The following is a 26548-nucleotide window of genomic DNA, read 5'->3' as shown; positions in this document are numbered from 1 at the left end:
AGGCGAAAAAAAACCCGCTCGTGAGCGGGTTCTATCGAATAGAGCGGTTGTCAGCGGGCGTACATGCCCCACCAAAAGACATGACCGAGGATGACGATCTGCTCTTCCTGGATTTCCTGGAAGCTGTAGTCCTCGTCCGGATGTTCGTCGCGGTTGAAGCTGCGCAGGCGAATCCCGGTCGGCAGGCGATACAGCTGTTTCACCCGAAGTTGTCCGTTGTGATTGATTGCATAAAGGTCGCCGTCAACGATATCGCCAATGCCGCACTTGCCGGCATTGACCCCGACCGTCGCTCCGTCACGCAGTACCGGCAACATGCTGTTGCCCCGCACTGTCACGCACTTAGCCTGATCGAACTGAACGCCGTTATGGCGCAGGCTACGTTTGCCGAAGCGCAGGCTAGAGCGCTCGCTTTCTTCGATGACGAATCTTCCCGATCCTGCGGCCAATTCAACCTCGCGAAGAAAGGGGACCGACACCTCGTCGTCATCGACAGGGGTATCGTCGTCCCACAGGCTTATATCCTTGAGTTCCGAATGCACAGGAGCGCGCCCGGCATTGGCGGCAGGCGCGACGTCCGCGCGACCTCGCAATTGATCGGTGCTCACGGCGAAGTACTCGGCGATCTTCGAAATATGTTTATCCGAAGGATCGACGATCTTCCCGCTGAGAATGCGCGAGAGCGTGGATTGAGGCACGCCGGTACGACGGTGAAGCTCCGTGGGGGAGATCCCGTGCTGGTCGAGCAATGCTCTTAAGACAGTAGATACGTTGCGTTTGTGCATACCGCGCATAGTGCTGGTTATTTTCGCAGAAAACAAATGCCCAATTGCATAATCGATGCATAACCTGTTTTTTGCATCGTAAAAGATGTCACCCGGCCGCGATGCCTGCGTCGGGTAGAGCGCCCATGGTAACCTTGCGCCCATCGCGGAAAAGCCCGGCCGTTGCCCCGCTTTTGCCCCACCTCTTTCAACGAGCTTCCTGACAATCCGATGAATAAAGCCGTCTCCGACCTGTCCTCCCACACCCCGATGATGCAGCAGTACTGGCGCCTGAAAAATCAGCATCCGGACCAGTTGATGTTCTACCGCATGGGCGACTTCTACGAGATCTTCTATGAAGACGCGAAGAAGGCCGCCAAGTTGCTGGACATCACCCTGACCGCCCGCGGGCAGTCGGCGGGGCAGGCGATTCCGATGTGCGGCATTCCTTACCATGCCGCCGAGGGTTACCTGGCGAAACTGGTGAAGCTTGGCGAGTCGGTGGTGATCTGCGAGCAGGTCGGTGACCCGGCCACCAGCAAAGGGCCCGTGGAGCGGCAGGTCGTGCGCATCATCACGCCGGGGACGGTGAGTGACGAGGCGTTGCTCGACGAGCGTCGGGACAACCTGATCGCTGCCGTCCTGGGTGATGAGCGTCTGTTCGGCCTGGCGGTGCTGGACATCACCAGTGGCAACTTCAGCGTGCTGGAAATCAAGGGCTGGGAAAACCTGCTGGCGGAACTGGAGCGGGTCAACCCGGTGGAACTGCTGATCCCGGATGACTGGCCCAAGGATTTGCCGGCGGAAAAACGCCGCGGTGTGCGTCGCCGTGCGCCATGGGATTTCGAGCGCGATTCGGCGCTCAAAAGCCTGTGCCAGCAATTCTCGACCCAGGATCTCAAGGGCTTCGGCTGCGAAAACCTGACCCTGGCCATCGGCGCCGCCGGTTGCCTGCTGGCCTACGCCAAGGAAACCCAGCGCACCGCCCTGCCCCACCTGCGCAGCTTGCGTCATGAACGCCTGGACGACACCGTAGTTCTCGATGGCGCCAGCCGTCGCAACCTGGAGCTCGACACCAACCTGGCCGGCGGCCGCGACAACACCCTGCAATCGGTAGTGGACCGTTGTCAGACCGCCATGGGCAGCCGCCTGCTGACCCGCTGGCTGAATCGCCCGTTACGCGATCTGACAGTGCTGTTGGCGCGCCAGACCTCGATCACCTGCCTGCTCGACGGTTACCGTTTCGAAAGACTGCAACCGCAGCTCAAGGAAATCGGTGACATCGAACGGATTCTTGCGCGGATCGGCCTGCGCAACGCCCGCCCGCGCGACCTCGCCCGCTTGCGTGACGCCCTCGGCGCACTGCCGGAACTGCAAGTGGCAATGACCGAGCTCGAAGCCCCGCACCTCCAGCAACTCGCCACCATCACCAGCACTTACCCGGAACTGGCGGCACTCCTAGAAAAAGCCATCATCGACAACCCGCCCGCGGTCATTCGGGACGGCGGCGTATTGAAAACCGGCTACGACAGCGAACTCGACGAACTGCAATCGCTCAGTGAAAACGCCGGGCAATTCCTGATCGACCTCGAAGCACGGGAAAAGGCCCGCACCGGCCTGTCCCACCTGAAGGTCGGCTACAACCGCATTCACGGTTACTTCATCGAGTTGCCAAGCAAGCAGGCGGAGTCGGCACCCGCCGACTATATTCGCCGCCAGACCCTCAAAGGTGCCGAGCGTTTCATTACGCCGGAACTCAAAGCATTCGAAGACAAGGCATTGTCAGCCAAGAGCCGTGCCCTGGCCCGCGAGAAGATGCTGTACGAAGCACTGCTCGAAGACCTGATCGCCCAGCTGCCACCCTTGCAGGACACCGCCGGTGCCCTGGCCGAACTGGACGTCTTGAGCAACCTGGCCGAGCGTGCACTGAACCTCGACCTGAACTGCCCGCGCTTCGTCAGCGAACCGTGCATGCGCATCAGCCAGGGCCGCCATCCGGTGGTCGAGCAAGTGCTGACCACCCCGTTCGTGGCCAACGACCTGAGCCTGGACGACAACACGCGCATGCTGGTGATCACCGGCCCGAACATGGGCGGTAAATCCACCTACATGCGTCAGACCGCTCTGATTGTGCTGCTGGCGCACATCGGCAGCTTCGTGCCGGCGGCCAGTTGCGAATTGTCGCTGGTCGACCGCATCTTCACCCGGATCGGTTCCAGCGATGACCTGGCCGGCGGACGCTCGACCTTCATGGTGGAAATGAGCGAAACCGCGAACATTCTGCACAACGCCACCGAGCGCAGCCTGGTGTTGATGGACGAAGTCGGGCGCGGCACCAGCACCTTCGATGGTCTGTCCCTGGCCTGGGCGGCGGCCGAACGCCTGGCGCATCTGCGTGCCTACACGCTGTTCGCCACCCACTACTTTGAACTGACCGTCCTGCCGGAGGCCCAGCCGCTGGTGGCCAACGTGCACCTCAATGCCACCGAGCACAATGAACGTATCGTGTTCCTGCACCACGTGCTGCCGGGGCCGGCCAGCCAGAGTTATGGCCTGGCCGTGGCACAGCTGGCAGGCGTACCGACTGAAGTCATTACCCGCGCCCGCGAACATTTGAGCCGCCTGGAAGACACCGCCCTGCCCCACGAGTCGCCAGCACCTGCCAAAGGTAAACCGGCGGCTCCACAGCAAAGCGATATGTTCGCCAGTCTGCCGCACCCGGTGCTGGATGACCTGGCCAAGCTTGATCTGGACGACATGACACCACGCCGTGCGCTCGAATTGCTCTATACACTAAAGACACGGATCTAACGCAGCGGCTTGCAAGCTGTTAGAATCTCGCGCGGTTTGGGATGCTGCTGGCTAAGAGCCTGGCCAGCAGACTATCGCTCCCGAACCTGGCGACCCCTACGAGAAGGGGCGCAGCAAGCCGCGCCTGAGGAGAAAATTAGAAATGACCTTCGTCGTCACCGACAACTGCATCAAGTGCAAGTACACCGACTGCGTAGAAGTCTGTCCGGTGGACTGCTTTTACGAAGGCCCGAATTTCCTGGTGATTCACCCGGATGAGTGCATCGATTGCGCGCTGTGCGAACCTGAATGCCCCGCTGTAGCTATCTTCTCCGAAGATGAGGTTCCGGCTGGCATGGAAAACTTCATCGAGCTGAACGCTGAGTTGGCCGATATCTGGCCAAACATCACCGAACGCAAGGATCCAATGCCTGATTCCGCTGATTGGGATGGCAAGCCAGGCAAGATCGCACAACTCGAACGCTGATTACCCCCGCGTTCCCTAAAAAGGCCCCACAAGGGCCTTTTTGCTTTTCTGCGGGCAAAAAAAGGTGGTTTACACAATGCCGGGGAACACCGATAACTGTATGAGTCGGTTTGCTGGCGATGGCGGCCTCATGCCTGGCGGATTTTATTGGTGGTGTGCCTATCCATTTCTGCGGTAACGGCCGCTTATGCTTCCGCCTTTACGGCGGGTCACTTGGAGGAGCGGAACGCCGCCCGGCCTGTAGGAGCGAGCTTGCTCGCGATGGAGGTCAACGATGATGCGGGGTGCCTGACACCCCGTGGCGCTCTCAGGTTTTTCGTCGGAACGCCGCCCTGAGCAAGCTCGCTCCTACAAAGCCCGCCGCGATCGGCCTCTCGAGGGGGCGTGCACCGCAAAAGCACCGCGAGGCGAGATTACGCTCGGCCTCGTTGTTTGGTGGTGCACGCTTTCCCCTGTAGGAGCTGCCGCAGGCTGCGATCTTTTGATCTTGATCTTCAGCAATCTCCAGATCGCAAAAACAAGATCAAAAGATCGCAGCCTCCGGCAGCTCCTACAGATAATTCGTTATCTGTGTTCCCCCGGGATTCCGTGAAGAACCCAAAAAAAGGGGCGGTTTGACCCGCCCACATTTTTTCCCTATTCCCTGTGTTCCTTTTCATCATCCTGATGAATCGCGTCCTGCGATTTCCATATCCCTCATCCTTGAAGGACGTGTCTGTCCGTCGACACAACCTCAATACTAGAGTGTTCCCCTGCGGGATCAATCGCCCCTTGGCGCGAAACTCAGCTGTCACACGTCCTTAATAATAAAAAATTGCCATATAAATCAAAAAAATAAAAACGAAAGGCGTTCAACATGGACGATTGCCAGGGTGTAAAAATAACGAACACTTACGCAAGTGTAAGCCTGGGCTTACAGCACGAAACCGAAATCCCGAGGGGATTCGGTCTTCTGGCCAGGCAATAAAAAACCCCGAGCCAGTCGGGGTTTTTCATGCCATCGCAGTGAGTGCCTTATTGGAACAGCGACTCACTCGACAGACCATTTTTTTCCAGGATCTCGCGCAGCCGCTTCAAGCCTTCCACCTGAATCTGCCGGACCCGCTCACGGGTCAGGCCGATTTCCAGGCCGACGTCTTCAAGGGTGCTGCTTTCATGACCGCGCAGGCCAAAGCGGCGTACAACCACTTCGCGTTGCTTGTCGGTCAGTTCCGAGAGCCATTGATCGATGCTCTGGGACAGGTCGTCGTCCTGCAACAGTTCGCATGGATCGGTCGGGCGGTCGTCAGTCAGGGTGTCGAGCAGGGTTTTATCCGAATCCGGCCCCAGCGAGACGTCGACGGAGGAAACCCGCTCGTTAAGGCCGAGCATACGCTTGACCTCTCCCACCGGTTTTTCCAGCAGGTTGGCGATTTCTTCGGGTGAGGGTTCATGGTCGAGTTTTTGCGTCAGTTCGCGCGCAGCCCGCAGGTACACATTCAGCTCTTTGACCACATGGATCGGCAGCCGGATGGTCCGGGTCTGATTCATGATTGCGCGTTCGATGGTCTGGCGAATCCACCAGGTCGCGTAGGTCGAGAAGCGGAAGCCGCGTTCCGGATCGAACTTCTCCACCGCCCGGATCAAGCCGAGGTTGCCCTCTTCGATCAGGTCCAGCAGCGACAGCCCACGATTGACATAGCGTCGGGCGATTTTCACCACCAGTCGCAGGTTGCTTTCAATCATGCGCTTGCGCCCGGCCGGATCGCCACTTTGCGACAGGCGCGCAAAATGAACTTCTTCTTCGGGTGATAGCAGGGGAGAAAAACCAATTTCATTGAGATACAACTGCGTGGCATCGAGTGCCCGCGTGTAGTCAATGTACTTGTGTTGTTTCAACGATGCGGAGTGTTTGGATTTGGCACGAACGGAAGGTGGAGCCGCCCCTTCATCATTCGACATCGAATCCGTATCGATGCCGCTCTCCATCAGGAGAACCTCATCGTCGATGTCAAACTCCGGCACTTCTTTACTGAGAGCCATTGTTATAGTCCTTTGGTGAGTTCGACCTCAAGCTCAAGCGGCGCCTTTCTCCCTGGCAACGCTGGAGCCTGTCCCCTCTACGCGACGGAACAGGCTGGTAAGCGATCAACGACGTGGCAGGAATTGCAGCGGATCTACAGGTTTACCTTGGCGGCGAATCTCAAAATGCAGTTTCACCCGGTCTGTACCCGTTGACCCCATTTCGGCAATTGTCTGTCCGACCTTGACCTGCTGCCCCTCCCGAACCAACAGCCTGCGGTTATGTCCGTAGGCACTGACGTAGGTTTCACTGTGCTTGATGATCACTAATTCGCCGTAGCCCCTTAAGCCACTCCCGGCGTATACCACCGTCCCATCAGACGCAGCTAAAACAGGCTGTCCCAAATCTCCGGCGATATCAATTCCTTTATTCAAACTACCGTTTGAAGAGAATTTTCCAATCAGAATGCCATTAGATGGCCATCCCCAGCCGGTCGGGGCTGGCCCCGGAGGGGGCAAAGGAGCGGGGGCCGGCTTGCTCGCGACGGACGGTACAACCGTCGTTGTGCTGGTGGTCGTACCGTTTGCCGAACGACGGATGACCGTAGTTTTACTCGACGACGAAGGTGTTGAACTGGACGAGCTGACCACCGCCGTCGACGTTGAATCGGTACGACCATCAAAGCGAATTGTCTGGCCCGGATGGATGGTGTAGGGCGCTGGAATATTGTTTCGGGCCGCCAGGGCCTTGTAGTCCCAGCCGTAACGGAAGGCAATGGAAAACAGGGTGTCCTTGGGACGCACCACGTATTGCCCGGTGGTCACCGCCGGACGCTGAGCCGCGGCATTGTTGCGATCCACGACACGAACATCACTGGATTTGTTGCTGGAACAACCGACCAGCAATGTACTCAAGACAAGGCCAGTCACCAGGCGCTGAAAGCTCGTTTTACTCATACGCTGCGCAATGACTGTGAGACTCACCCGCCGCTCCCTCTGTGGTGGCTGAAAATGTGAAATACCGGAGTCCGGCATGAACTGTCGCAAGTATAACGGGCCGTGCACGCTTTACCTTTAATGTGGCGAATCGTTGTCGCGCACACGTTTGCTGCCTGAAGATGAATCCCGTTGAAGCAATCGATGCCGCTGTAAGACAAAGGCAATCGAAGAGAATTCAGCGCGCCGAAACAAATGCTCAGGCCAATGGCCCATTGAGCAATGGCACGAAGCGCACAGCCCCCAGAACATGCCTGGAAAAACCTTGTTCCTCACGGATGATCAGCATCAATTGCTGGACTTCACCGGCCCCCACCGGGATCACCATCCGGCCTCCGGGTGCCAACTGGTCAAGCAATGCCTGGGGCACGTCAGTCGCCACGGCAGTGACGATAATCCCGTTGTACGGCGCCAGTGCCGGCCAGCCTTCCCAACCATCGCCCCAGCGGAACACCACGTTGCGCAGGTTCAGTTCGACCAGACGTTCCTTTGCCCGATCCTGCAGAACCTTGATGCGCTCGACCGAGAACACTCGCTCGACCAGTTGCGACAGCACCGCCGTCTGATAACCCGACCCGGTGCCGATTTCCAGCACCTTGTCGAGAGGACCGGCCTCCAGCAGCAGCTCGCTCATGCGCGCCACCATATAAGGCTGGGAGATGGTCTGGTTGTTGCCAATCGGCAGCGCGGTGTCTTCATAGGCACGGTGCGCCAGCGCTTCGTCGACGAACAGGTGACGCGGGGTCCGGCGAATGACCTCCAGCACCTTCGCGTTGGAGATGCCTTCTTCATACAGGCGCTGGATGAGCCGCTCCCGGGTTCGCTGGGAGGTCATGCCGATACCGCGACGCAGCATATCGTCTTGTTCGCGACCCATCAGCTCAGCCCCTCCAGCCAGCCGTCCAGACTCCTGAAGGCATCATTGAACGTGCGATCCAGCTGCAGCGGCGTGATCGAAACATATCCCTGCATCACCGCATGGAAATCGGTCCCCGGACCACCGTCCTCGGCATCCCCCGCCGCGGCGATCCAGTAACCGGACTTGCCCCGTGGATCTACCACCTTCATCGGTGCTGCGGCTCGGGCGCGATGCCCCAGGCGAGTCAACTGAATACCGCGGATACGGTCCAGCGGCAAATTGGGAATGTTCACATTCAGTACCGTTCGCGGTGGCAGATCCAGCTCGGCATGGGCTTCGACCAGCTTGCGCGCGAAATGGGCAGCGGTGGGAAGGTTCTCTACCTGGCGTGAGACCAGCGAAAAGGCAAACGAAGGGTGTTTCAGGAAACGCCCCTCAAGGGCCGCCGCCACCGTGCCGGAATACAGGACATCGTCCCCCAGGTTCGCGCCCAGGTTGATACCGGAAACCACCATGTCCGCTTCGCGCTCCAGCAGGCCGTTGAGGCCCAGGTGCACACAATCGGTTGGCGTGCCGTTGAGGCTGATAAAGCCGTTGGCCAGGGTTTGCGGGTGCAACGGACGGTCGAGCGTCAGCGAACTGCTGGCGCCGCTCTTGTCCTGGTCCGGGGCGATAACCACGCACTCGGTATAATCCGCCAGCGCAGCATAAAGCGCGGCGAGACCGGGTGCTGTTACCCCATCGTCGTTAGAAATCAGAATACGCATGGGCTGTCCGTCTGCCCCACCGGCACCAGATCAACAAGCTCACGCACCAATACGGTGGCGAAGCATCCGGCCGGCAGGACGAATTCCAGTTGCAGAATGTCAGGCTCGGGATAATGCCACGTCAACCCGCCAATGGGCAGCCGCAGGATGCGACGTTCGTGGCTCATACCGGCGTTGATCAGCCAATCACGCAAATCCGCTTCGCGTGCGGCGATGGCCTGCTCCAGTTCATGGACAGCGCCCGTGGCCGGCGAGTCACCTTCGCCCCACTGCGGACCGGTCGGGTGCAGATCGAGAATCGCCAGGCGCGGGTCGCTGCACTCGGCTTCGCCTGCCGGGAAAAAACTGCGGCTGTCGGTGAACGCCAGCAGATCGCCCACCTGGGCACGCTGCCAGGTGCCGTCGGCGACACGTGCGGCCAATACCTGATTGAACAAAAAACTGCGCGCCGTGGAGAGCAGCCGCGAGCGCACGTTGCGCTGCTCCGGCAAGGCCTTGCGCGCGGCCCAGGCGCGAGCATCGACGACGTTACCGCCGTCATGGCCGAAACGCTGGGCGCCGAAATAATTGGGGATGCCTTGTTTGGCGATCAGTTGCAGGCGCTCTTCAAGCGCAGGCTTGTCACCGGCGAACTGCGTCAGGCGCAAGGTGAAGCCGTTGGCAGAGTGCGCGCCACGTTGCAGTTTGCGCTTGTGGCGGGCGGTCTTGAGGATCTTCAGCGTATCGTTTTCCGCGGCTGCCAGATCAGGGTCGGCCTTGCCCGGCAATTGCACGCTGAACCACTGGCGAGTCAACGCCTGACGGTCCTTGAGCCCGGCATAACTGACGGTACGCAAGGGCACACCCGCAGCCTTGGCAATCCGTCGCGCCGCTTCTTCAGTATTCAGGCCGCGCTTTTCCACCCATATCCACAGGTGTTCGCCTTCGCCACTGAGGGGAATGTCGAGGACTTCGTCGACCTGGAAATCTTCCGCGATCGCCTTAAGGACCGCCGTGCCGAGAGCCTCACCGTAAGCCCGCGGGCCGAGCAATTGCAGTTCGTTCATGCGCGCAGCAACAAGGCAACGGAGTGCACGGCAATGCCTTCTTCGCGACCGACAAAGCCGAGCTTTTCGGTGGTGGTAGCTTTCACGTTCACTTGATCCAACTCTACTTGAAGATCCGCGGCAATCAGCGCGCGCATCGATTCGATATGCGGGGCCATTTTCGGCGCCTGGGCGACGATGGTGTTGTCGACGTTACCGACTTTCCAGCCTTTGGCATGGACTAGCGCGACGACGTGACGCAACAGCGCACGGCTGTCGGCGCCCTTGAATTGCGGGTCGGTATCCGGGAAGTGCTTGCCGATGTCGCCCAGCGCCGCGGCGCCGAGCAAGGCATCGCTCAAGGCGTGCAAGAGGACGTCACCGTCAGAGTGGGCGAGCAGCCCGAAGCTGTGTGCAATGCGCACACCGCCCAGAGTGATGAAATCGCCTTCAGCGAAACGGTGCACATCATAGCCGTGGCCAATACGCATAAAAAAACGCCCCGATTTTTGTCAGGGCGTGATTCTACCTGCATTAGCCAACCAGAGCATGCGCGTGATGCCGCAAGTGCTCTTCGATGAAACTGGCGATAAAGAAATAGCTGTGGTCATAGCCCGGTTGCAGGCGCAACGTCAGCGGATGACCGGCCAGTTTGGTCGCCTGTTGCAAGGCTTCAGGCTTGAGCTGGGTGGCGAGAAAATCGTCGCGATCCCCCTGGTCGACCAGCAGCGGCAGCTTTTCATCGGCCTCGGCAATCAACGCGCAGGCATCCCATTCACGCCATTTCGAACGGTCCTCTCCCAGATAGCGGGAGAAGGCTTTCTGCCCCCACGGACAATCCATCGGATTGTTAATGGGCGAGAACGCCGATACCGAACGATAACGCCCCGGGTTGCGCAAAGCACAGACCAGTGCGCCGTGGCCACCCATGGAATGTCCGCTGATGCCGCGCTTGTCCGACGCCGGGAAATGGGCTTCAACCAAAGTCGGCAATTCCTGCACAACGTAGTCATGCATCCGATAGTGTCGCGACCAGGGTTCCTGGGTGGCATTCAGATAGAACCCGGCGCCGAGGCCGAAATCCCAGGCGCCATCCGGATCGCCTGGCACATCAAGACCGCGAGGGCTGGTGTCCGGCGCGACGATGATCAGCCCCAACTCGGCGGCCATGCGCATGGCGCCGGCCTTCTGCATGAAGTTCTCGTCGGTGCAGGTCAGGCCGGACAACCAGTACAACACCGGCAGCTTGCCGCCCTGCTCCGCCTGCGGCGGCAGATAGACGGCGAACACCATGTCGCAGCCGAGCACTTGCGAGCGATGGCGATAGCGCTTGTGCCAGCCACCGAAGCTTTTCTGGCAGGAAATGTTTTCCAGGCTCATGACAGACCTCAGAATTGGATGACGGAGCGGATGCTTTTTCCTTCATGCATCAGGTCGAACGCTTTGTTGATATCTTCCAGGCCCATGGTGTGGGTGATGAAGGTATCCAGCGGAATCTCACCGGTCTCGGCCATTTCCACATAGCTTGGCAACTCGGTACGGCCACGCACACCGCCGAACGCCGAACCGCGCCAGACGCGGCCGGTGACCAGCTGGAACGGACGGGTGGAGATTTCCTGGCCGGCACCGGCAACACCGATGATGACCGACTCGCCCCAACCCTTGTGGCAGCACTCCAGTGCCGCGCGCATCAGTTGCACGTTGCCGATGCACTCGAAGGAAAAGTCGACGCCGCCGTCGGTCATGTCGACGATGACTTCCTGGATCGGACGATCGAAGTCTTTCGGGTTCACGCAATCGGTTGCACCCAGCTGTTTGGCGATCTCGAACTTCGCCGGGTTGATGTCGATGGCGATGATGCGGGCAGCCTTGGCTTTGACCGCGCCAATCACAGCCGACAGACCGATGCCGCCGAGGCCGAAAATGGCCACGGTATCACCCGGTTTTACCTTGGCGGTGTTGAGCACGGCACCGATACCGGTAGTGACACCGCAGCCCAGCAGGCAGACTTTTTCCAGTGGCGCTTCCTTGGCGATTTTCGCCACGGAAATCTCCGGAAGCACGGTGTACTCGGAGAAGGTCGAAGTGCCCATGTAGTGGAAAATCGTTTCGCCCTTGTAGGAAAAACGCGAAGTGCCGTCCGGCATCAAGCCTTTGCCCTGGGTCGCGCGAATCGCCTGGCAGAGGTTGGTCTTGCCCGACAGGCAGAATTTGCACTGGCGACATTCCGGGGTGTACAGCGGGATCACATGGTCGCCTACCGCCACGGAGGTCACACCCTCGCCGATGGCTTCAACGATCGCCCCGCCTTCGTGACCGAGGATCGACGGGAAGATGCCTTCCGGATCAGCGCCGGACAAGGTGTAGGCATCGGTATGGCAGACACCGGAGGCCACCACGCGCAGCAAGACTTCGCCGGCCTTGGGCATGGCGACATCGACTTCAACGATTTCGAGGGGTTTCTTGGCCTCGAAGGCAACGGCGGCGCGCGACTTGATCATGATGGCTCTCCAGTGAATAAAAACGAGACAGGGAGTGTAATCCATGGCTCAGCGATGAATAATCGACGTAAATGCAAAATATTATTGCCACACAGGGATAATCATCGATGTCCGAAAACCGCTGGGAAGGGATCGACGAGTTTGTCGCCGTTGCCGAGTGCAACCAGTTCACCGCTGCGGCGGAACGTCTGGGGGTTTCGTCCTCCCATATCAGTCGACAAATCGTACGCCTCGAAGAGCGCCTGCAAACCCGTTTGCTCTACCGCAGCACCCGCCGGGTCGCGCTGACCGAGGCCGGGCAAACGTTCCTGCAACATTGCCAACGTTTGCAGGACGGCCGCGAAGAGGCGCTGCGCGCGGTGGGCGACTTGACCAGCGAGCCCAAAGGCATGCTGCGCATGACCTGCGCCGTGGCTTACGGTGAACGCTTCATCGTGCCGCTGGTGACCCGCTTCATGGGGCTGTATCCGCAATTGCGCATCGATATCGAATTGACCAACCGGCAACTCGACCTGGTACATGATGGCCTCGATCTGGCGATCCGCCTCGGGCGCTTGCAGGATTCACGGCTGGTGGCCACCCGCCTCGCGCCACGGCGCATGTTTCTCTGTGCATCACCCTCCTACGTTGAGCGCTACGGCCGGCCGCACAGCCTGTCGGAACTCAGCCGCCACAACTGCCTTGTCGGCAGTTCGGATCTTTGGCAACTGGAACAGAACGGACGGGAATTTTCCCAGCGAGTCCAGGGAAACTGGCGCTGCAACAGTGGGCAAGCCGTACTGGACGCGGCGCTACAGGGTGTGGGGTTGTGTCAGTTGCCGGACTATTACGTGCTGGAGCATTTGAAGAGCGGCGCATTGATTTCGCTGCTGGAGGGGCATCAACCGCCGAACACCGCGGTTTGGGCTCTTTATCCACAGCAACGGCATTTGTCGCCGAAGGTGCGCAAGTTGGTGGATTTTTTGAAGGAAGGGTTGGCCGAGCGGCCGGAGTATCGGGTTTGAGATCAAAAGATCGCAGCCTGCGGCAGCTCCTACAGGGGGGATCCGTACCCGATCCCTGTAGGAGCTGCCGCAGGCTGCGATCTTTTAACGACGATTAGCCCAACGCTGCCTCAACCATTCAAGATCTTCGGGACGCGTCACCTTGAGGTTATCGGACCGCCCTTCGATCAGGCGTGGTGCCGAACCGGCCCACTCCATGGCCGAAGCTTCGTCGGTAATAACGGCATCGGCCACCAGGCTGTCCGCCAACGCCCGATGCAACGCCCCAAGACGAAACATCTGCGGCGTGTAGGCCTGCCAGATCACACTGCGATCCACGGTTTCGAGCACACGACCGTGCTTGTCGACCCGTTTGAGCGTATCCCGTGCCGGAACTGCCAGCAGTCCGCCGACAGGGTCGTCAGCCAGTTCAGCCAGCAGCTTGTCCAGATCGTCACGACTTAGGTTCGGTCGTGCGGCATCGTGAACCAGTACCCAATCCTCATTATCAGCGCCCTGCGCATGCAGGTGCAGCAAGGCATTGAGCACCGACCCGGAACGTTCGGAACCGCCTTCGACCCGGGCAATACGCGGATCTCTGGCACACGCCAGGTTCGGCCAATAAGGATCGTCGACAGCAAGACTGACCACCAAGCCTTTCAGGCAAGGATGATCAAGGAAACAGCCGAGGCTGTGTTCGAGAATAGTGCGCCCGCCCAGTTGCAAGTATTGCTTGGGACGGTCCGCGGCCATACGGGCACCAACGCCCGCGGCAGGAATCACGGCCCAGAAGGCCGGTAACGTCTGGTTCATTGCGCCAGCTGGTAAAGGGTTTCACCATCCTTGACCATGCCCAGCTCATGGCGAGCCCGTTCTTCAACGGTCTCCATGCCCTTTTTCAACTCACTGACTTCGGCGTCCATTACCCGATTGCGCTCCAGCAATGTCTGGTTCTCAGCTTGCTGATCCGCGATCTGCTGCGTCAACTCGGCCACTTGCGCCAGACTGCCGTTTCCCACCCACAGGCGGTACTGCAGGCCAGCCAGCAACAAAAGCAGGATGAGGAACAACCAATTGGGACTGCGCATCGAATATCAGGTATCCAGTGAAAAAAGACAGCCATGCCAAACGTGAAGCTTCTGATAGCACGAAGCCTGGAAGAACCAGGCTTGTGCTGATAAGGCATCAGATTAGTGGCAAAAACGTCGCTGTAGCGATTTTTCCGACACAATCCGGTGTCTTTTTTACCACGTACTGACTCAGCCGCGGAATTCGCCGCGACCGTTGTACTTGGCCTTGCCGTTCAACTGCTCTTCGATACGCAGCAGTTGGTTGTACTTGGAAACGCGATCGGAACGGCACAGAGAGCCGGTCTTGATCTGGCCAGCCGAGGTACCCACGGCCAGGTCGGCAATGGTCGAATCTTCGGTTTCGCCGGAGCGGTGCGAGATCACGGCGGTGTAACCGGCAGCCTTGGCCATCTGGATGGCTTCCAGGGTTTCGGTCAGGGTGCCGATCTGGTTGAACTTGATCAGGATCGAGTTGGCGATCTTCTTGTCGATGCCTTCTTTCAGGATCTTGGTGTTGGTGACGAACAGGTCGTCGCCTACCAGTTGGGTCTTCTCGCCGATCTTGTCGGTGAGGATCTTCCAGCCAGCCCAGTCGGACTCGTCCAGGCCATCTTCGATGGAGATGATCGGGTAACGCTCGGTCAGGCCTTTGAGGTAGTCGGCGAAACCTTCGGCGGTGAACACCTGGCCTTCGCCGGACAGGTTGTACTTGCCGTCTTCGTAGAATTCGCTGGCCGCGCAGTCCAGGGCCAGGGTCACGTCGGTGCCCAGCTTGTAACCGGCGTTGGCCACGGCTTCGGAGATCACTTTCAAAGCGTCTTCGTTGGAAGCCAGGTTCGGCGCGAAACCACCTTCGTCACCGACAGCAGTGCTCAGGCCACGGGCCTTCAGCACGGCTTTGAGGTGATGGAAAATCTCGGTGCCCATGCGCAGACCTTCCGAGAAAGACTTGGCGCCAACCGGCTGAACCATGAATTCCTGGATGTCGACGTTGTTATCGGCGTGCTCGCCGCCGTTGATGATGTTCATCATCGGAACCGGCATCGAGTAGACACCCGGGGTGCCGTTCAGGTTGGCGATGTGAGCGTACAGCGGCAGGTCCTGGTCCTGTGCGGCGGCCTTGGCGGCAGCCAGGGAAACGGCGAGGATCGCGTTGGCGCCCAGGGAACCTTTGTTTTCAGTACCGTCGAGCTTGATCATTGCCAGATCGAGCGCTTTCTGGTCGCTTGGGTCCATGCCTTTCAACAGGTCCTTGATCGGACCGTTGATGTTGGCTACGGCCTTCAGAACACCCTTGCCCAGGTAACGGCTCTTGTCGCCATCACGCAGCTCGAGCGCTTCACGCGAGCCAGTGGAAGCACCGGACGGCGCGCAGGCGCTGCCGATGATGCCGTTATCGAGAAGCACGTCCGCTTCCACGGTGGGATTGCCACGGGAGTCGAGAACTTCACGACCTTTGATGTCGACGATTTTAGCCATTGTTGTAAACACTCCAAAGTTGACGAAAACGACGCAGCTGTAGGAAATCTTTGATCGTCGGCAAGCGAGGTGCAGCGGGCAGTCTTGCAGACGACAAGGCTCAGGCCCGAGGGCCAGAGCGTTAAATCGTGCGGTACTTTACCGGAGAATTGAGGATTACGCGGTTTCTACCGTCGGAAAACTCTTCACCAGTTCGTCCAGGGCTTTGAGCTGGGCCAGGAATGGCTCCAGTTTGTCCAGGCGCAAGGCGCAAGGACCGTCACATTTGGCGTTGTCCGGATCCGGGTGGGCTTCCAGGAACAGGCCGGCCAGCGATTGGCTCATGCCGGCCTTCGCCAGGTCGGTGACCTGGGCGCGACGACCGCCGGCGGAATCGGAGCGACCGCCAGGCATTTGCAGCGCGTGGGTCACGTCGAAGAACACCGGGTATTCGAACTGCTTCATGATGCCGAAGCCGAGCATGTCGACGACCAGGTTGTTGTAGCCGAAGCTCGAACCACGCTCGCAAAGAATCAACTGATCATTACCCGCTTCCACGCACTTGTTCAGGATGTGCTTCATTTCCTGAGGGGCGAGGAACTGGGCTTTCTTGATGTTGATCACGGCGCCCGTTTTGGCCATCGCGACCACGAGGTCGGTCTGGCGCGACAGGAAGGCCGGCAACTGGATGATGTCGCAGACTTCAGCGACGACCGCGGCCTGGTCAGGCTCGTGGACGTCGGTGATGACCGGCACGCCAAAGGCTTGCTTGATGTCCTGGAAGATGCGCATGCCTTCTTCCAGGCCAGGACCGCGATAGGAGGTCACAGAAGACCGGTTCGCCTTGTCGAAACTGGCCTTGAACACGTAAGGGATACCGAGCTTTTCGGTGACCTTCACATACTCTTCGCAAACCTGCATGGCCATGTCACGGCTTTCCAGCACGTTCATGCCGCCGAACAGCACCATGGGTTTGTCGTTGGCAATCTCGATGTCGCCGACGCGGATGATCTTCTGTGCCATCGGGGTTACGCCTTCTTCTGGTGTTGAGCCAACGCAGCCTTGACGAAACCGCTGAACAGCGGATGACCGTCGCGTGGCGTCGAGGTGAACTCAGGGTGGAACTGGCAAGCGACGAACCATGGATGATCCGGTGCTTCAACCACTTCAACCAGTGCGCCATCCCCGGAACGACCGGAGATTTTCAAACCGGCTTCCATGATTTGCGGCAGCAGGTTGTTGTTCACTTCGTAGCGATGACGGTGACGCTCGACGATCACGTCCTTGCCGTAGCAACCATGAACCAGGGAACCCGGCTCCAGCAGGCAATCCTGCGCACCCAGGCGCATGGTGCCGCCCAGATCGGAAGCTTCGGTACGGGTTTCGACCGCGCCGGTGGCATCTTCCCACTCGGTGATCAGGCCCACGACCGGGTGGCCGCTTGCACGATCGAACTCGGTGGAGTTGGCGTCTTTCCAGCCCATCACGTTACGGGCGAACTCGATAACGGCCACTTGCATGCCCAGGCAGATACCCAGGTATGGAACCTTGTTTTCGCGAGCGTATTGGACGGCAGTGATCTTGCCTTCAACGCCACGCAGACCGAAGCCGCCAGGTACCAGGATGGCGTCGACGCCTTCCAGCAGCGCAGTGCCCTGGTTCTCGATGTCTTCGGAATCGATGTAGCGCAGGTTGACCTTGGTACGGTTGCTGATGCCGGCGTGACTCATCGCTTCGATCAGCGACTTGTAGGCGTCCAGCAGCTCCATGTACTTGCCGACCATGGCGATGGTGACTTCGTGCTCAGGGTTGAGCTTGGCGTCGACCACGGCTTCCCACTCGGACAGATCGGCACCGCCGCATTGCAGGCCGAAGCGCTCGACGACAAAATCGTCCAGGCCCTGGGAGTGCAGGATGCCCGGGATCTTGTAGATGGTATCGGCGTCTTCCAGCGCGATCACCGCACGTTCTTCAACGTTGGTGAACTGCGCGATCTTGCGACGCGACGACACATCGATCGGGTGGTCGGAGCGGCAGACCAGCACGTCTGGTTGCAGGCCGATGGAACGCAGTTCCTTCACCGAGTGCTGGGTTGGCTTGGTCTTGGTTTCACCGGCAGTGGCGATGTACGGCACCAGTGTCAGGTGCATCAGCATCGCGCGCTTGGCGCCGACTTCGAAACGCAGTTGGCGGATCGCCTCGAGGAACGGTTGCGACTCGATGTCACCCACGGTGCCACCGATCTCGACCATGGCCACGTCAGCGTCGCCGGCACCCTTGATGATGCGGCGCTTGATTTCGTCGGTGATGTGCGGGATCACCTGGATGGTTGCACCCAGGTAGTCACCACGGCGCTCTTTGCGCAGCACGTGTTCGTAGACACGGCCGGTGGTGAAGTTGTTGTTCTGGGTCATGGTCGTGCGGATGAACCGCTCGTAGTGGCCCAGGTCCAGGTCGGTCTCGGCGCCGTCGTGGGTGACGAACACTTCACCGTGCTGGAACGGGCTCATGGTGCCCGGGTCGACGTTGATGTACGGGTCCAGCTTCAGCATGGTGACCTTAAGTCCCCGCGCCTCCAGGATGGCCGCCAATGATGCCGATGCAATGCCTTTCCCCAATGAAGAAACAACACCGCCCGTGACGAATATGTAGCGCGTCATGAAAAACCCTAGAAGTCTGCGTTAAAGCGGTCCGAGCCGCCGGGGAAAGCGAAGGAAGGCCGAAGCCCCCGATCACCTGCATTAATCACAGTGCACCTTTCAAAAAAACCGCCGCGTTGGGACAGACCGGGAAATGAATCACCGGTTCGTTGCTCGCTACACATTTTTTGGAATCGCCCAGCAAAGACTGCTTGGTAATCGGCAACTCCTGCAATTCAGGCGAATCCACAGAAGTTGTATCAAGAAGGGAGCGTAGTCTACCGGAAAGCCCCTTTCAGCTCAAACCTTGATCTTCGTTCAGTGGCTGCCAATGCAAATGCCAGTTACCGATCGCACCACCATCGAGCCCGTTGAGGTTCGCTACCGCCAGCAATTGCCCGTCTTTGTAGAGCAGCGGCAATCTGCCGCGCACGAAAGACGGTACACAGCTTTCATTGAGCAAACGTTTCAGATCCCGATGGCCACGGCCTGGCAAAGCCATGACCTCTCCCCCTTCACGATAGCGGATCTGTAACGGGCCATCGGGGATTTGCCCGGTGAGCGACAGCATGCCGTTGTCCGGGATTACCAGCGGTGAACGCGGGTCCTGCCACGCTCCGGCGACAGGCAGAGGGCGCAACCAGCGGCCCGACAACCACCAGATCCGCCCGCCAGCCCGATGCAGCTCGCCATCGGCCAGCCGCCACACCGGGCAGGCATCGCCGGTAGCGTCGCGCAAATCCTTCCAACCCGACCAATGGTCAGTGTCCGGCAGGCGGGTCAGTGGTTCGAGCCAATGACTCAAGGCATTGCGCTGGCGGGCATCGGAGAGTTTCGCAAGAGACGCCAGCTCAAGGGATCGCAAGCCGAGCCAGGCGAACTCACTGACAGAGTTGGCCTCACGCAAATCCATGTCCGCCAGCTCTTCGAGCAACCCCTGCGCTTCAGTCAGATGCGCCGCGCTGCGGGCCATGGTTGCCACCGCTTGCGGCCAGCGCCGGGTCAATGCAGGGAAGACTTGATGCCGCAGGTAGTTGCGTGAGTACTGCCGATCTTCGTTTGAAGGATCCTCGATCCAGCTCAAGCCATGCTCGTCGGCATAGGCCTCCAGCTCAACTCGCGTGACATCGAGCAATGGCCGCAGCAGATGGCCCTTGCCCAACGGGCGCTGACGCGGCATACCCGACAGCCCGCGCACGCCGGCCCCACGCAACAAACGGAACAGCAAGGTTTCCGCCTGATCGTCGCGGTGCTGGGCGATCAGCAGCACGTCATCGGCTTGCGTCACCGAACTGAACATTGCGTACCGCGCATCCCGCGCCGCCCGCTCCAGACTCGCCCCCGGTTGCACCGTCACCCGCTCCACTTGCAACGGGATGCTCAGTCCGTCGCAGACCGACTGACAATGTTGCGGCCATGCGTCTGCCGCGACCTGAAGACCGTGATGGATATGGATGGCGCTCAGGTTCGGGAGGGATTCGGTGTTTGCGAGATGGGCAAGCAGATGCAGCAGGACGGTGGAGTCGAGACCACCGGAGAATGCAATTCGCCAATGTGCAGCATGGCGCCAAGGCTCAAGATTCAGCAAAAGCCGGGAAGGCAGATCACTCTTCGAAGGATTCATAGAGATTGACCGCTTCTCATGGAGCCCTGTAGGAGCTGCCGAAGGCTGCGATCTTTTGACCTTGATTTAAAAAACAAGATCAAAAGATCGCAGCCTTCGGCAGCTCCTACAAGGTGCAGCGAGGTCGGTTAGAGACCGTAGCTCATCAGACGATCGTAACGGCGCTTGAGCAGCGCGTCGTTGTCGAACTTCTTCAGCATCGCCAGCTGCGAACTCAACTCAGCGCGGATCGACGCAGCGGCAGCAGCCGGGTCACGGTGCGCGCCGCCCAATGGCTCGCCAATCACCTTGTCCACGATGCCCAGGCCCTTGAGGCGCTCGGCGGTGATGCCCATCGCTTCTGCGGCATCCGGTGCCTTCTCGGCGGTTTTCCACAGAATCGAAGCGCAACCTTCCGGCGAAATCACCGCGTAGGTCGAGTATTGCAGCATGTTCAGCTGGTCGCAGACACCGATTGCCAGTGCACCACCGGAACCACCCTCACCGATCACGGTGGCGATGATTGGGGTTTTCAGGCGCGCCATGACCCGCAGGTTCCAGGCAATCGCTTCGCTCTGGTTGCGCTCTTCAGCGTCGATGCCAGGGTAAGCGCCCGGGGTGTCGATGAAGGTCAGGATCGGCATCTTGAAGCGTTCGGCCATTTCCATCAGGCGGCAAGCCTTGCGGTAGCCTTCCGGACGCGGCATGCCGAAGTTGCGGCGAACCTTCTCGCGCACTTCACGGCCCTTCTGGTGGCCGATGACCATGACCGGCTTGTCGTCCAGACGGGCGATGCCGCCAACGATGGCCGCGTCGTCGGAGAAGTGACGGTCACCGTGCAGTTCGTCGAACTCGGTGAAGATGTGTTCGATGTAGTCCAGGGTATACGGACGTTTCGGGTGACGTGCCAGGCGTGCGATCTGCCAACTGGTCAGCTTGCCGAAAATGTCTTCGGTCAGCGTTTTGCTCTTGTCCTGCAGGCGGGAGATCTCATCGCCGATATTCAGCGAATTGTCATTACCGACCAAGCGCAACTCTTCGATCTTGGCTTGCAGGTCGGCGATCGGCTGTTCGAAATCTAGAAAATTCGGGTTCATAGGCGTCCGTCTTGGGTCGAGTCCCAAGGAGTCTTGGGCCGGCCGGTTGTCTATTCGCGCCCTACCTTAAGGGACAGGCGCGTTGAGGTCGAGATTAAAAATTCAGGTTTGGGTCAGGGCAATCTGATGGCACTGACCGTCAACGGTATTGGAGGAAGACGTTGTCTCGCCCGAACTGGTCACGCAGGGCTTGAATCAACGCATCCGCCGGATCGATCCGCCAGCCCTCGCCGAACTGCAACAAGGCCTTCGCATCAGGGCTGGTGTAGTCCATGGTGATCGGGCACGCACCGCGGTGACGCTTCAACAGCTCGCCCAACCAGCGTAGCTGATCGCCCTTGAGATCCTTGGCATGCAGCTTCAGGCGCAGGCTTTCGGCCAGGTTGGTGCGCGCATCTTCCATGCTCATCACCCGCTTGACCCGCAACTTCAGGCCGCCGGAGAAGTCGTCGTTGCTGACCTCGCCTTCGACCACCACCATCGCGTCGGTCTGCAACAGTGACTGCGCCGAATGGAACGCCTCGGAAAACAGCGAGGCCTCGATCCGCCCGGAGCGGTCGTCAAGGGTGATGAACCCCATCTTGTCGCCCTTTTTGTTCTTCATCACCCGCAAGGCGATGATCATCCCGGCAACAGTCTGGGTATCACGCGCTGGTTTCAGATCGATGATGCGCTGACGGGCGAAGCGACGGATCTCACCCTCGTACTCGTCAATCGGGTGACCGGTCAGGTACAGGCCGAGGGTATCTTTCTCGCCCTTGAGACGCTCCTTGAGGGTCAGCTCCTTGGCCTTGCGATGATTGGCGTAGACGTCGGCGTCTTCTTCGACAAACAGACCGCCAAACAGGTCCGAGTGACCGCTGTCCTGGGTCCGCGCGGTCTGTTCGGCCGCCTTGATCGCTTCTTCCATGGCCGTCAGCAGCACCGCACGATTGCGGTCGATGTTGGCCTGGTAGGCTTTCTGCTCATCGTGGAAGTACGGCCCGAGGCGATCCAGGGCACCGCTGCGGATCAAACCGTCGAGGGTGCGCTTGTTGATGCGCTTGAGGTCGACCCGGGCGCAGAAATCGAACAGATCCTTGAACGGGCCCGCCAGACGCGCTTCGGTGATGGCCTCGACCGGCCCCTCACCCACGCCCTTGATGGCCCCCAGGCCGTAGATGATCCGGCCTTCGTCGTTCACCGTGAACTTGAACTCGGAGGTGTTCACGTCCGGTGCGTCGAGACGCAGCTTCATCGTCCGCACTTCTTCGATCAAGGTCACGACCTTGTCGGTGTTGTGCATATCCGCCGAGAGTACCGCGGCCATGAACGGCGCCGGGTAGTGCGCCTTCAGCCACGCAGTCTGGTAGGACACCAGGCCATAGGCGGCGGAGTGCGACTTGTTGAAGCCGTAACCGGCGAATTTTTCCACCAGGTCGAAAATGTTACCGGCGAGGTCCGCGTCGATATTGTTGGTGGCGCAACCTTCAATGAAACCGCCGCGCTGCTTGGCCATTTCCTCGGGTTTTTTCTTGCCCATGGCACGACGCAGCATGTCCGCACCACCGAGGGTGTAACCGGCCATGACCTGCGCAATCTGCATCACCTGTTCCTGATACAGGATGATGCCGTAGGTTGGTGCCAGTACGGGCTTGAGGCCTTCGTACTGGTAGTCCGAGTGCGGATACGCCAGCTCGGCGCGACCGTGCTTGCGGTTGATGAAGTCGTCCACCATGCCCGATTGCAGCGGGCCCGGACGGAACAGGGCCACCAGTGCGATCAAGTCTTCCAGGCAGTCGGGCTTGAGCTTTTTGATCAGCTCCTTCATGCCCCGGGATTCAAGCTGGAACACCGCCGTGGTTTCGGCTTTTTGCAGCAAGGTGTAGGTCGGCTTGTCGTCCAGAGGGATGAACGCGATATCCAGCGGTGGCTCGTTGACCTTGGCGCGGTCGCGGTTGATGGTTTTCAGCGCCCAATCGATGATCGTCAGGGTCCGCAAACCGAGGAAGTCGAACTTCACCAGACCGGCCGCTTCAACGTCGTCCTTGTCGAACTGGGTTACCAGGCCATCGCCCGCCTCGTCGCAGTAGATCGGCGAGAAGTCGGTCAGTTTGGTCGGGGCAATCACAACACCACCGGCGTGCTTGCCGACGTTACGCACAACGCCTTCGAGCTTGCGGGCCATCTCCCAGATTTCCGCGGCTTCTTCATCGACCTTGATGAAGTCGCGCAGGATCTCTTCCTGCTCGTAGGCCTTTTCCAGGGTCATGCCGACTTCGAACGGAATCATCTTCGACAGACGATCCGCCAGGCCATAGGACTTGCCCTGCACCCGCGCCACGTCACGGACCACAGCCTTGGCCGCCATGGAACCGAAGGTGATGATCTGGCTTACCGCGTTGCGGCCGTATTTCTCGGCCACGTAGTCGATCACCCGATCGCGACCGTCCATGCAGAAGTCGACGTCGAAGTCGGGCATCGATACCCGTTCCGGGTTAAGGAAACGTTCGAACAGCAAGTCATATTCCAGCGGATCAAGGTCGGTGATCTTCTGCACATAGGCCACCAGCGACCCGGCACCCGATCCACGGCCAGGACCTACCGGCACGCCGTTGTTCTTGGCCCACTGGATAAAGTCCATCACGATCAGGAAGTAACCCGGGAAGCCCATCTGGATGATGATATCCAGCTCGAAATTCAGCCGGTCGACATAGACCTGACGCTTGGCTTCATAGTCTTCGGTGGTGTCCTTGGGCAGCAGAACAGCAAGGCGCTCTTCCAGGCCATCGAAGGACACCTTGCGGAAGTACTCGTCGATGGTCATGCCATCAGGGATCGGGAAGTTGGGCAGGAAGTGCGTACCCAGCTTCACTTCAATGTTGCAACGCTTGGCGATCTCGACGGTGTTTTCCAGAGCTTCGGGAATGTCGCTGAACAGCTCGGCCATTTCCTCGGCGCTTTTGAGGTACTGCTGATCGCTGTAATTCTTCGAGCGCCGCGGATCGTCGAGGGCACGGCCCTCACCGATGCAGACGCGGGTTTCGTGGGCGGCGAAGTCTTCCTGCTTGATGAAACGCACGTCGTTGGTCGCCACCAGCGGCGCACCGAGCCTCTCGGCCAGGGCCACGGCGCCGTGCAACTGTTCTTCATCGTTGGGGCGATTGGTGCGCTGGATCTCCAGGTAGAAACGATCCGGAAACACGTCCATCCATTCGCGGGCCAGGGTTTCAGCCTCGGCGGGGTTGCCGCTGAGCATGGCCTGGCCGATCTCGCCTTCTTTGGCCGCCGACAACATGATCAAGCCGGCGCTGGCTTCAGCGACCCATTCGCGCTCGATGATGATTGCGCCATTGCGCTGACCTTCGATAAAGCCGCGGGAAATCAGCTCGGTGAGGTTGCGATAGCCTTCGGCGTTCATCACCAGCAGGCTGATCCGGCTCAGCGGGTTGTCCGGATCCTTGTTCGACAGCCACAGGTCGGCGCCGCAGATCGGCTTGATCCCGGCACCCATGGCGTTTTTATAGAATTTGACCAGGGAACACATGTTGTTCTGGTCGGTGACCGCCACGGCAGGCATGTTCATGCCGACCAGGGTCTTGACCAGCGGCTTGATCCGCACCAGACCGTCGACCAGGGAGTATTCAGTGTGCAGGCGTAGGTGAACGAATGAAGCCGGCATAGTGATCCTGTCTGTGAACTTGAAAACAACAAGGCCCGGATTGTACCGGGCCCTGCTAAAAAAAATCAGCCTTGCGACTAACTCTCGATCAGGCTTTCTCGCGCTTCATATGCTTGCCGTACAGGAGCAAACGAACGCCGGTGAATCGGGGTTGGGCCGAGACGGGCGAGCGCTTCCAGATGAACGGGTGTCGGGTAGCCTTTATGCCCGCCAATGCCGTAACCCGGATAGATCAATTCGAACGCAGCCATTTCGCGATCGCGGCTGACCTTGGCCAGAATCGATGCGGCGGCGATGGCAGGAACCTTGCTATCGCCCTTCACCACTGCCTCGGAGCGCATCGGCAGTTTCGGGCAGCGGTTACCGTCGATCATCGCCAGTTTCGGCTGGATGTGCAGCCCGGCGACCGCACGCTGCATGGCCAGCATGGTGGCGTGCAGGATATTCAGTTCGTCGATTTCCTCGACTTCGGCGCGAGCGATGCACCAGCTCAGGGCTTTTTCGCAGATTTCGTCGTAGAGCTTTTCGCGACGGGCCTCGGTGAGTTTCTTCGAGTCGTTCAGGCCGATGATCGGACGATTCGGATCAAGAATCACCGCCGCTGTCACTACCGCGCCACAGAGCGGGCCACGACCCACTTCATCGACGCCGGCAACCAACTCTTCGACTTCAGCGACCAAGGTAAAGTCCAGCCCCATCTGCATGTTCGTTTTACTCATTCTACTTGGCCGATCAGCTTCAGCACTGCGTCCGCAGCCTGGTTGGAGGCATCCAGACGCAGGGTCCGGTGAATTTCATCAAAACCACGGGTCTGCTCTTCTCCACCCTCGATCAAGGGTGACAAGGTCTGGGCCAGCGCTTCGACCGTGGCATCGTCCTGCAACAACTCGGGCACCAACAGACGCTGAGCCAACAGGTTCGGCAACGAAATGTAGGGGCTTTTCACCATGCGCTTGAGAATCCAGAACGTCAGCGGCGCCAGGCGATAGGCGACCACCATCGGCCGCTTGTAAAGCAATGCTTCAAGCGTCGCGGTACCGGAGGCAATCAACACCGCATCGCACGCTGCCAAGGCCAGATGCGACTGTCCATCGAGCAGGGTCAGTGGCAGATCGCGACCAGCCAACAGTTCTTCAAGCTGTGCGCGACGTTGCGCACTGGCGCAAGGCATGACAAACCGCACACCCGGGCGCAATGCCCGCAGGCGCTGCGCAGTATCGAGAAACAACGCACCTAGCCGGCCAACTTCACCGCCACGACTGCCAGGCATCAACGCCACCAGCGGCCCGTCAGGCAAACCGAGCTCGGCCCGCGCAGCCGCGCGATCGGCTTCGAGTGGAATGGCATCGGCCAGGGTATGGCCGACGAACCGCACCGGCACGCCTTTCTCTTCATAAAATTTGGCTTCGAACGGGAACAGCGTGAGCATCAGGTCGCAGCCTTCGCGAATCTTCAGCACGCGTTTCTGCCGCCAGGCCCACACCGACGGACTGACGTAATGCACGGTCTTGATACCGGCCTGACGCAGTTTGAGTTCGATATTGAGGTTGAAGTCCGGCGCATCGATACCGATGAACACATCGGGCTTCGCGGCGATCAAGTCGGCGACCAGCTTCTTGCGCCGCGCCAGCAACTCGCGCAGGCGACCCAGCACTTCCACCAGGCCCATGACGGACAGACGTTCCATCGGGAAATACGAGGTCAGGCCTTCAGCCTGCATCAACGGACCACCGACACCGATGAACTCGACGGCCGGGTGACGAGCCTTGAGCGCGCGCATGAGGCCCGCACCCAGAATGTCACCGGAAGCCTCACCCGCTACCAGCGCAATACGCAGATTGGCCATG

General features: G+C 59.6%; 22 protein-coding genes. 3 read left to right on the top strand and 19 right to left on the bottom strand.

What is annotated here, in order from left to right:
* Nucleotides 1–50 precede the first annotated feature (50 nt).
* Nucleotides 51–785 carry an XRE family transcriptional regulator gene (locus tag C9422_RS29060; protein WP_116583023.1) on the bottom strand — a complete coding sequence of 245 codons (735 nt, stop codon included), beginning with the start codon at nucleotides 783–785 and terminating at the stop codon, nucleotides 51–53.
* A gap of 210 nt (nucleotides 786–995) precedes the next feature.
* On the opposite strand from C9422_RS29060, the gene mutS reads away from it, so the two are divergent.
* Both mutS and fdxA read left to right on the top strand, forming a co-directional pair.
* Nucleotides 996–3575, top strand: coding sequence for a DNA mismatch repair protein MutS (mutS, locus tag C9422_RS29055; protein ID WP_116583008.1), 2580 nt, complete (start codon nucleotides 996–998; stop codon nucleotides 3573–3575).
* Nucleotides 3576–3717: 142 nt separating this feature from the next.
* A complete protein-coding gene (gene fdxA, locus C9422_RS29050) occupies nucleotides 3718–4041 on the top strand; it encodes a ferredoxin FdxA (RefSeq protein ID WP_116583007.1) in 324 nt (107 codons plus the stop codon).
* A 1014-nt stretch (nucleotides 4042–5055) separates the two neighbouring features.
* Here the strand turns inward: fdxA and rpoS are convergent.
* From rpoS to C9422_RS29005, 8 genes are all read right to left on the bottom strand, one after another.
* A complete protein-coding gene (gene rpoS, locus C9422_RS29040) occupies nucleotides 5056–6063 on the bottom strand; it encodes an RNA polymerase sigma factor RpoS (RefSeq protein WP_007970728.1) in 1008 nt (335 codons plus the stop codon).
* 105 nt (nucleotides 6064–6168) lie between these two features.
* Nucleotides 6169–7026 carry a peptidoglycan DD-metalloendopeptidase family protein gene (locus C9422_RS29035; RefSeq protein WP_007970727.1) on the bottom strand — a complete coding sequence of 286 codons (858 nt, stop codon included), beginning with the start codon at nucleotides 7024–7026 and terminating at the stop codon, nucleotides 6169–6171.
* Between the two features lie 211 nt (nucleotides 7027–7237).
* Nucleotides 7238–7873 (bottom strand): protein-L-isoaspartate(D-aspartate) O-methyltransferase, encoded by a 636-nt coding sequence (locus C9422_RS29030; RefSeq protein ID WP_177323519.1) that lies wholly within the window; start codon nucleotides 7871–7873, stop codon nucleotides 7238–7240.
* 41 nt (nucleotides 7874–7914) lie between these two features.
* Nucleotides 7915–8664 (bottom strand): 5'/3'-nucleotidase SurE, encoded by a 750-nt coding sequence (gene surE / locus C9422_RS29025; RefSeq protein WP_116583005.1) that lies wholly within the window; start codon nucleotides 8662–8664, stop codon nucleotides 7915–7917.
* A complete protein-coding gene (truD, locus tag C9422_RS29020) occupies nucleotides 8652–9710 on the bottom strand; it encodes a tRNA pseudouridine(13) synthase TruD (protein ID WP_116583004.1) in 1059 nt (352 codons plus the stop codon). Before truD ends, surE begins: the two co-directional genes overlap by 13 nt.
* Nucleotides 9707–10180 carry a 2-C-methyl-D-erythritol 2,4-cyclodiphosphate synthase gene (gene ispF, locus C9422_RS29015; protein ID WP_007970721.1) on the bottom strand — a complete coding sequence of 158 codons (474 nt, stop codon included), beginning with the start codon at nucleotides 10178–10180 and terminating at the stop codon, nucleotides 9707–9709. Before ispF ends, truD begins: the two co-directional genes overlap by 4 nt.
* A gap of 43 nt (nucleotides 10181–10223) precedes the next feature.
* A complete protein-coding gene (fghA, locus tag C9422_RS29010) occupies nucleotides 10224–11069 on the bottom strand; it encodes an S-formylglutathione hydrolase (protein ID WP_116583003.1) in 846 nt (281 codons plus the stop codon).
* 8 nt (nucleotides 11070–11077) lie between these two features.
* On the bottom strand, nucleotides 11078–12190 hold the full coding sequence (locus tag C9422_RS29005; protein ID WP_116583002.1) for an S-(hydroxymethyl)glutathione dehydrogenase/class III alcohol dehydrogenase: 1113 nt from the start codon (nucleotides 12188–12190) through the stop codon (nucleotides 11078–11080).
* 107 nt (nucleotides 12191–12297) lie between these two features.
* On the opposite strand from C9422_RS29005, the gene C9422_RS29000 reads away from it, so the two are divergent.
* Nucleotides 12298–13194, top strand: coding sequence for a LysR substrate-binding domain-containing protein (locus C9422_RS29000; RefSeq protein ID WP_116583001.1), 897 nt, complete (start codon nucleotides 12298–12300; stop codon nucleotides 13192–13194).
* 84 nt (nucleotides 13195–13278) lie between these two features.
* On the opposite strand, the gene ispD is transcribed toward C9422_RS29000, so the two are convergent.
* The 10 genes from ispD to lpxB all read right to left on the bottom strand — a co-directional run bounded on the left by ispD (nucleotide 13279) and on the right by lpxB (nucleotide 26547).
* Nucleotides 13279–13986, bottom strand: coding sequence for a 2-C-methyl-D-erythritol 4-phosphate cytidylyltransferase (ispD, locus tag C9422_RS28995; RefSeq protein WP_116583000.1), 708 nt, complete (start codon nucleotides 13984–13986; stop codon nucleotides 13279–13281).
* Nucleotides 13983–14261, bottom strand: a complete 279-nt coding sequence (gene ftsB, locus C9422_RS28990) for a cell division protein FtsB (protein WP_116582999.1) — start codon at nucleotides 14259–14261, stop codon at nucleotides 13983–13985. Before ftsB ends, ispD begins: the two co-directional genes overlap by 4 nt.
* Nucleotides 14262–14432: 171 nt before the next feature.
* A complete protein-coding gene (eno, locus tag C9422_RS28985; RefSeq protein ID WP_015093774.1) occupies nucleotides 14433–15722 on the bottom strand; it encodes a phosphopyruvate hydratase in 1290 nt (429 codons plus the stop codon).
* A 156-nt stretch (nucleotides 15723–15878) separates the two neighbouring features.
* Nucleotides 15879–16724 carry a 3-deoxy-8-phosphooctulonate synthase gene (gene kdsA, locus C9422_RS28980; RefSeq protein ID WP_007970708.1) on the bottom strand — a complete coding sequence of 282 codons (846 nt, stop codon included), beginning with the start codon at nucleotides 16722–16724 and terminating at the stop codon, nucleotides 15879–15881.
* 5 nt (nucleotides 16725–16729) lie between these two features.
* Nucleotides 16730–18361, bottom strand: coding sequence for a CTP synthase (locus tag C9422_RS28975; RefSeq protein ID WP_007970707.1), 1632 nt, complete (start codon nucleotides 18359–18361; stop codon nucleotides 16730–16732).
* A gap of 274 nt (nucleotides 18362–18635) precedes the next feature.
* A complete protein-coding gene (gene tilS, locus C9422_RS28970; protein WP_116582998.1) occupies nucleotides 18636–19964 on the bottom strand; it encodes a tRNA lysidine(34) synthetase TilS in 1329 nt (442 codons plus the stop codon).
* Nucleotides 19965–20092: 128 nt separating this feature from the next.
* Nucleotides 20093–21040 (bottom strand): acetyl-CoA carboxylase carboxyltransferase subunit alpha, encoded by a 948-nt coding sequence (locus C9422_RS28965; protein ID WP_007978369.1) that lies wholly within the window; start codon nucleotides 21038–21040, stop codon nucleotides 20093–20095.
* Nucleotides 21041–21179: 139 nt separating this feature from the next.
* The gene (dnaE, locus tag C9422_RS28960; protein ID WP_116582997.1) at nucleotides 21180–24701 is read right to left on the bottom strand and encodes a DNA polymerase III subunit alpha; all 3522 of its coding nucleotides are present in this window, start codon (nucleotides 24699–24701) and stop codon (nucleotides 21180–21182) included.
* A 77-nt stretch (nucleotides 24702–24778) separates the two neighbouring features.
* A complete protein-coding gene (gene rnhB / locus C9422_RS28955; protein ID WP_116582996.1) occupies nucleotides 24779–25405 on the bottom strand; it encodes a ribonuclease HII in 627 nt (208 codons plus the stop codon).
* Between the two features lie 11 nt (nucleotides 25406–25416).
* Nucleotides 25417–26547, bottom strand: coding sequence for a lipid-A-disaccharide synthase (lpxB, locus tag C9422_RS28950; protein WP_007978372.1), 1131 nt, complete (start codon nucleotides 26545–26547; stop codon nucleotides 25417–25419).
* Nucleotide 26548: the final 1 nt, after the last annotated feature.

The organism is Pseudomonas sp. B1(2018) (assembly GCF_003097365.1).
Taxonomy (GTDB): domain Bacteria; phylum Pseudomonadota; class Gammaproteobacteria; order Pseudomonadales; family Pseudomonadaceae; genus Aquipseudomonas; species Aquipseudomonas laurylsulfatiphila.
Note: the sequence above shows the minus strand (reverse complement) of the source record. Positions and strands in the feature narration are given on the sequence as shown.

Excerpts from the sequence above, each read along its gene's own strand:
- tilS (WP_116582998.1), bottom strand. The coding sequence starts at position 19,964 with ATGAATCCTTCGAAGAGTGATCTGCCTTCCCGGCTTTTGCTGAATCTT.
- fdxA (WP_116583007.1), top strand. The coding sequence starts at position 3,718 with ATGACCTTCGTCGTCACCGACAACTGCATCAAGTGCAAGTACACCGAC.
- ftsB (WP_116582999.1), bottom strand. The coding sequence starts at position 14,261 with ATGCGCAGTCCCAATTGGTTGTTCCTCATCCTGCTTTTGTTGCTGGCT.
- C9422_RS29030 (WP_177323519.1), bottom strand. The coding sequence starts at position 7,873 with ATGACCTCCCAGCGAACCCGGGAGCGGCTCATCCAGCGCCTGTATGAA.
- truD (WP_116583004.1), bottom strand. The coding sequence starts at position 9,710 with ATGAACGAACTGCAATTGCTCGGCCCGCGGGCTTACGGTGAGGCTCTC.
- C9422_RS28965 (WP_007978369.1), bottom strand. The coding sequence starts at position 21,040 with ATGAACCCGAATTTTCTAGATTTCGAACAGCCGATCGCCGACCTGCAA.
- kdsA (WP_007970708.1), bottom strand. The coding sequence starts at position 16,724 with ATGGCACAGAAGATCATCCGCGTCGGCGACATCGAGATTGCCAACGAC.
- surE (WP_116583005.1), bottom strand. The coding sequence starts at position 8,664 with ATGCGTATTCTGATTTCTAACGACGATGGGGTAACAGCACCCGGTCTC.
- mutS (WP_116583008.1), top strand. The coding sequence starts at position 996 with ATGAATAAAGCCGTCTCCGACCTGTCCTCCCACACCCCGATGATGCAG.
- lpxB (WP_007978372.1), bottom strand. The coding sequence starts at position 26,547 with ATGGCCAATCTGCGTATTGCGCTGGTAGCGGGTGAGGCTTCCGGTGAC.
- rpoS (WP_007970728.1), bottom strand. The coding sequence starts at position 6,063 with ATGGCTCTCAGTAAAGAAGTGCCGGAGTTTGACATCGACGATGAGGTT.
- dnaE (WP_116582997.1), bottom strand. The coding sequence starts at position 24,701 with ATGCCGGCTTCATTCGTTCACCTACGCCTGCACACTGAATACTCCCTG.
- ispF (WP_007970721.1), bottom strand. The coding sequence starts at position 10,180 with ATGCGTATTGGCCACGGCTATGATGTGCACCGTTTCGCTGAAGGCGAT.
- C9422_RS29060 (WP_116583023.1), bottom strand. The coding sequence starts at position 785 with ATGCACAAACGCAACGTATCTACTGTCTTAAGAGCATTGCTCGACCAG.
- rnhB (WP_116582996.1), bottom strand. The coding sequence starts at position 25,405 with ATGCAGATGGGGCTGGACTTTACCTTGGTCGCTGAAGTCGAAGAGTTG.
- C9422_RS28975 (WP_007970707.1), bottom strand. The coding sequence starts at position 18,361 with ATGACGCGCTACATATTCGTCACGGGCGGTGTTGTTTCTTCATTGGGG.
- ispD (WP_116583000.1), bottom strand. The coding sequence starts at position 13,986 with ATGAACCAGACGTTACCGGCCTTCTGGGCCGTGATTCCTGCCGCGGGC.
- C9422_RS29000 (WP_116583001.1), top strand. The coding sequence starts at position 12,298 with ATGTCCGAAAACCGCTGGGAAGGGATCGACGAGTTTGTCGCCGTTGCC.
- C9422_RS29005 (WP_116583002.1), bottom strand. The coding sequence starts at position 12,190 with ATGATCAAGTCGCGCGCCGCCGTTGCCTTCGAGGCCAAGAAACCCCTC.
- fghA (WP_116583003.1), bottom strand. The coding sequence starts at position 11,069 with ATGAGCCTGGAAAACATTTCCTGCCAGAAAAGCTTCGGTGGCTGGCAC.
- eno (WP_015093774.1), bottom strand. The coding sequence starts at position 15,722 with ATGGCTAAAATCGTCGACATCAAAGGTCGTGAAGTTCTCGACTCCCGT.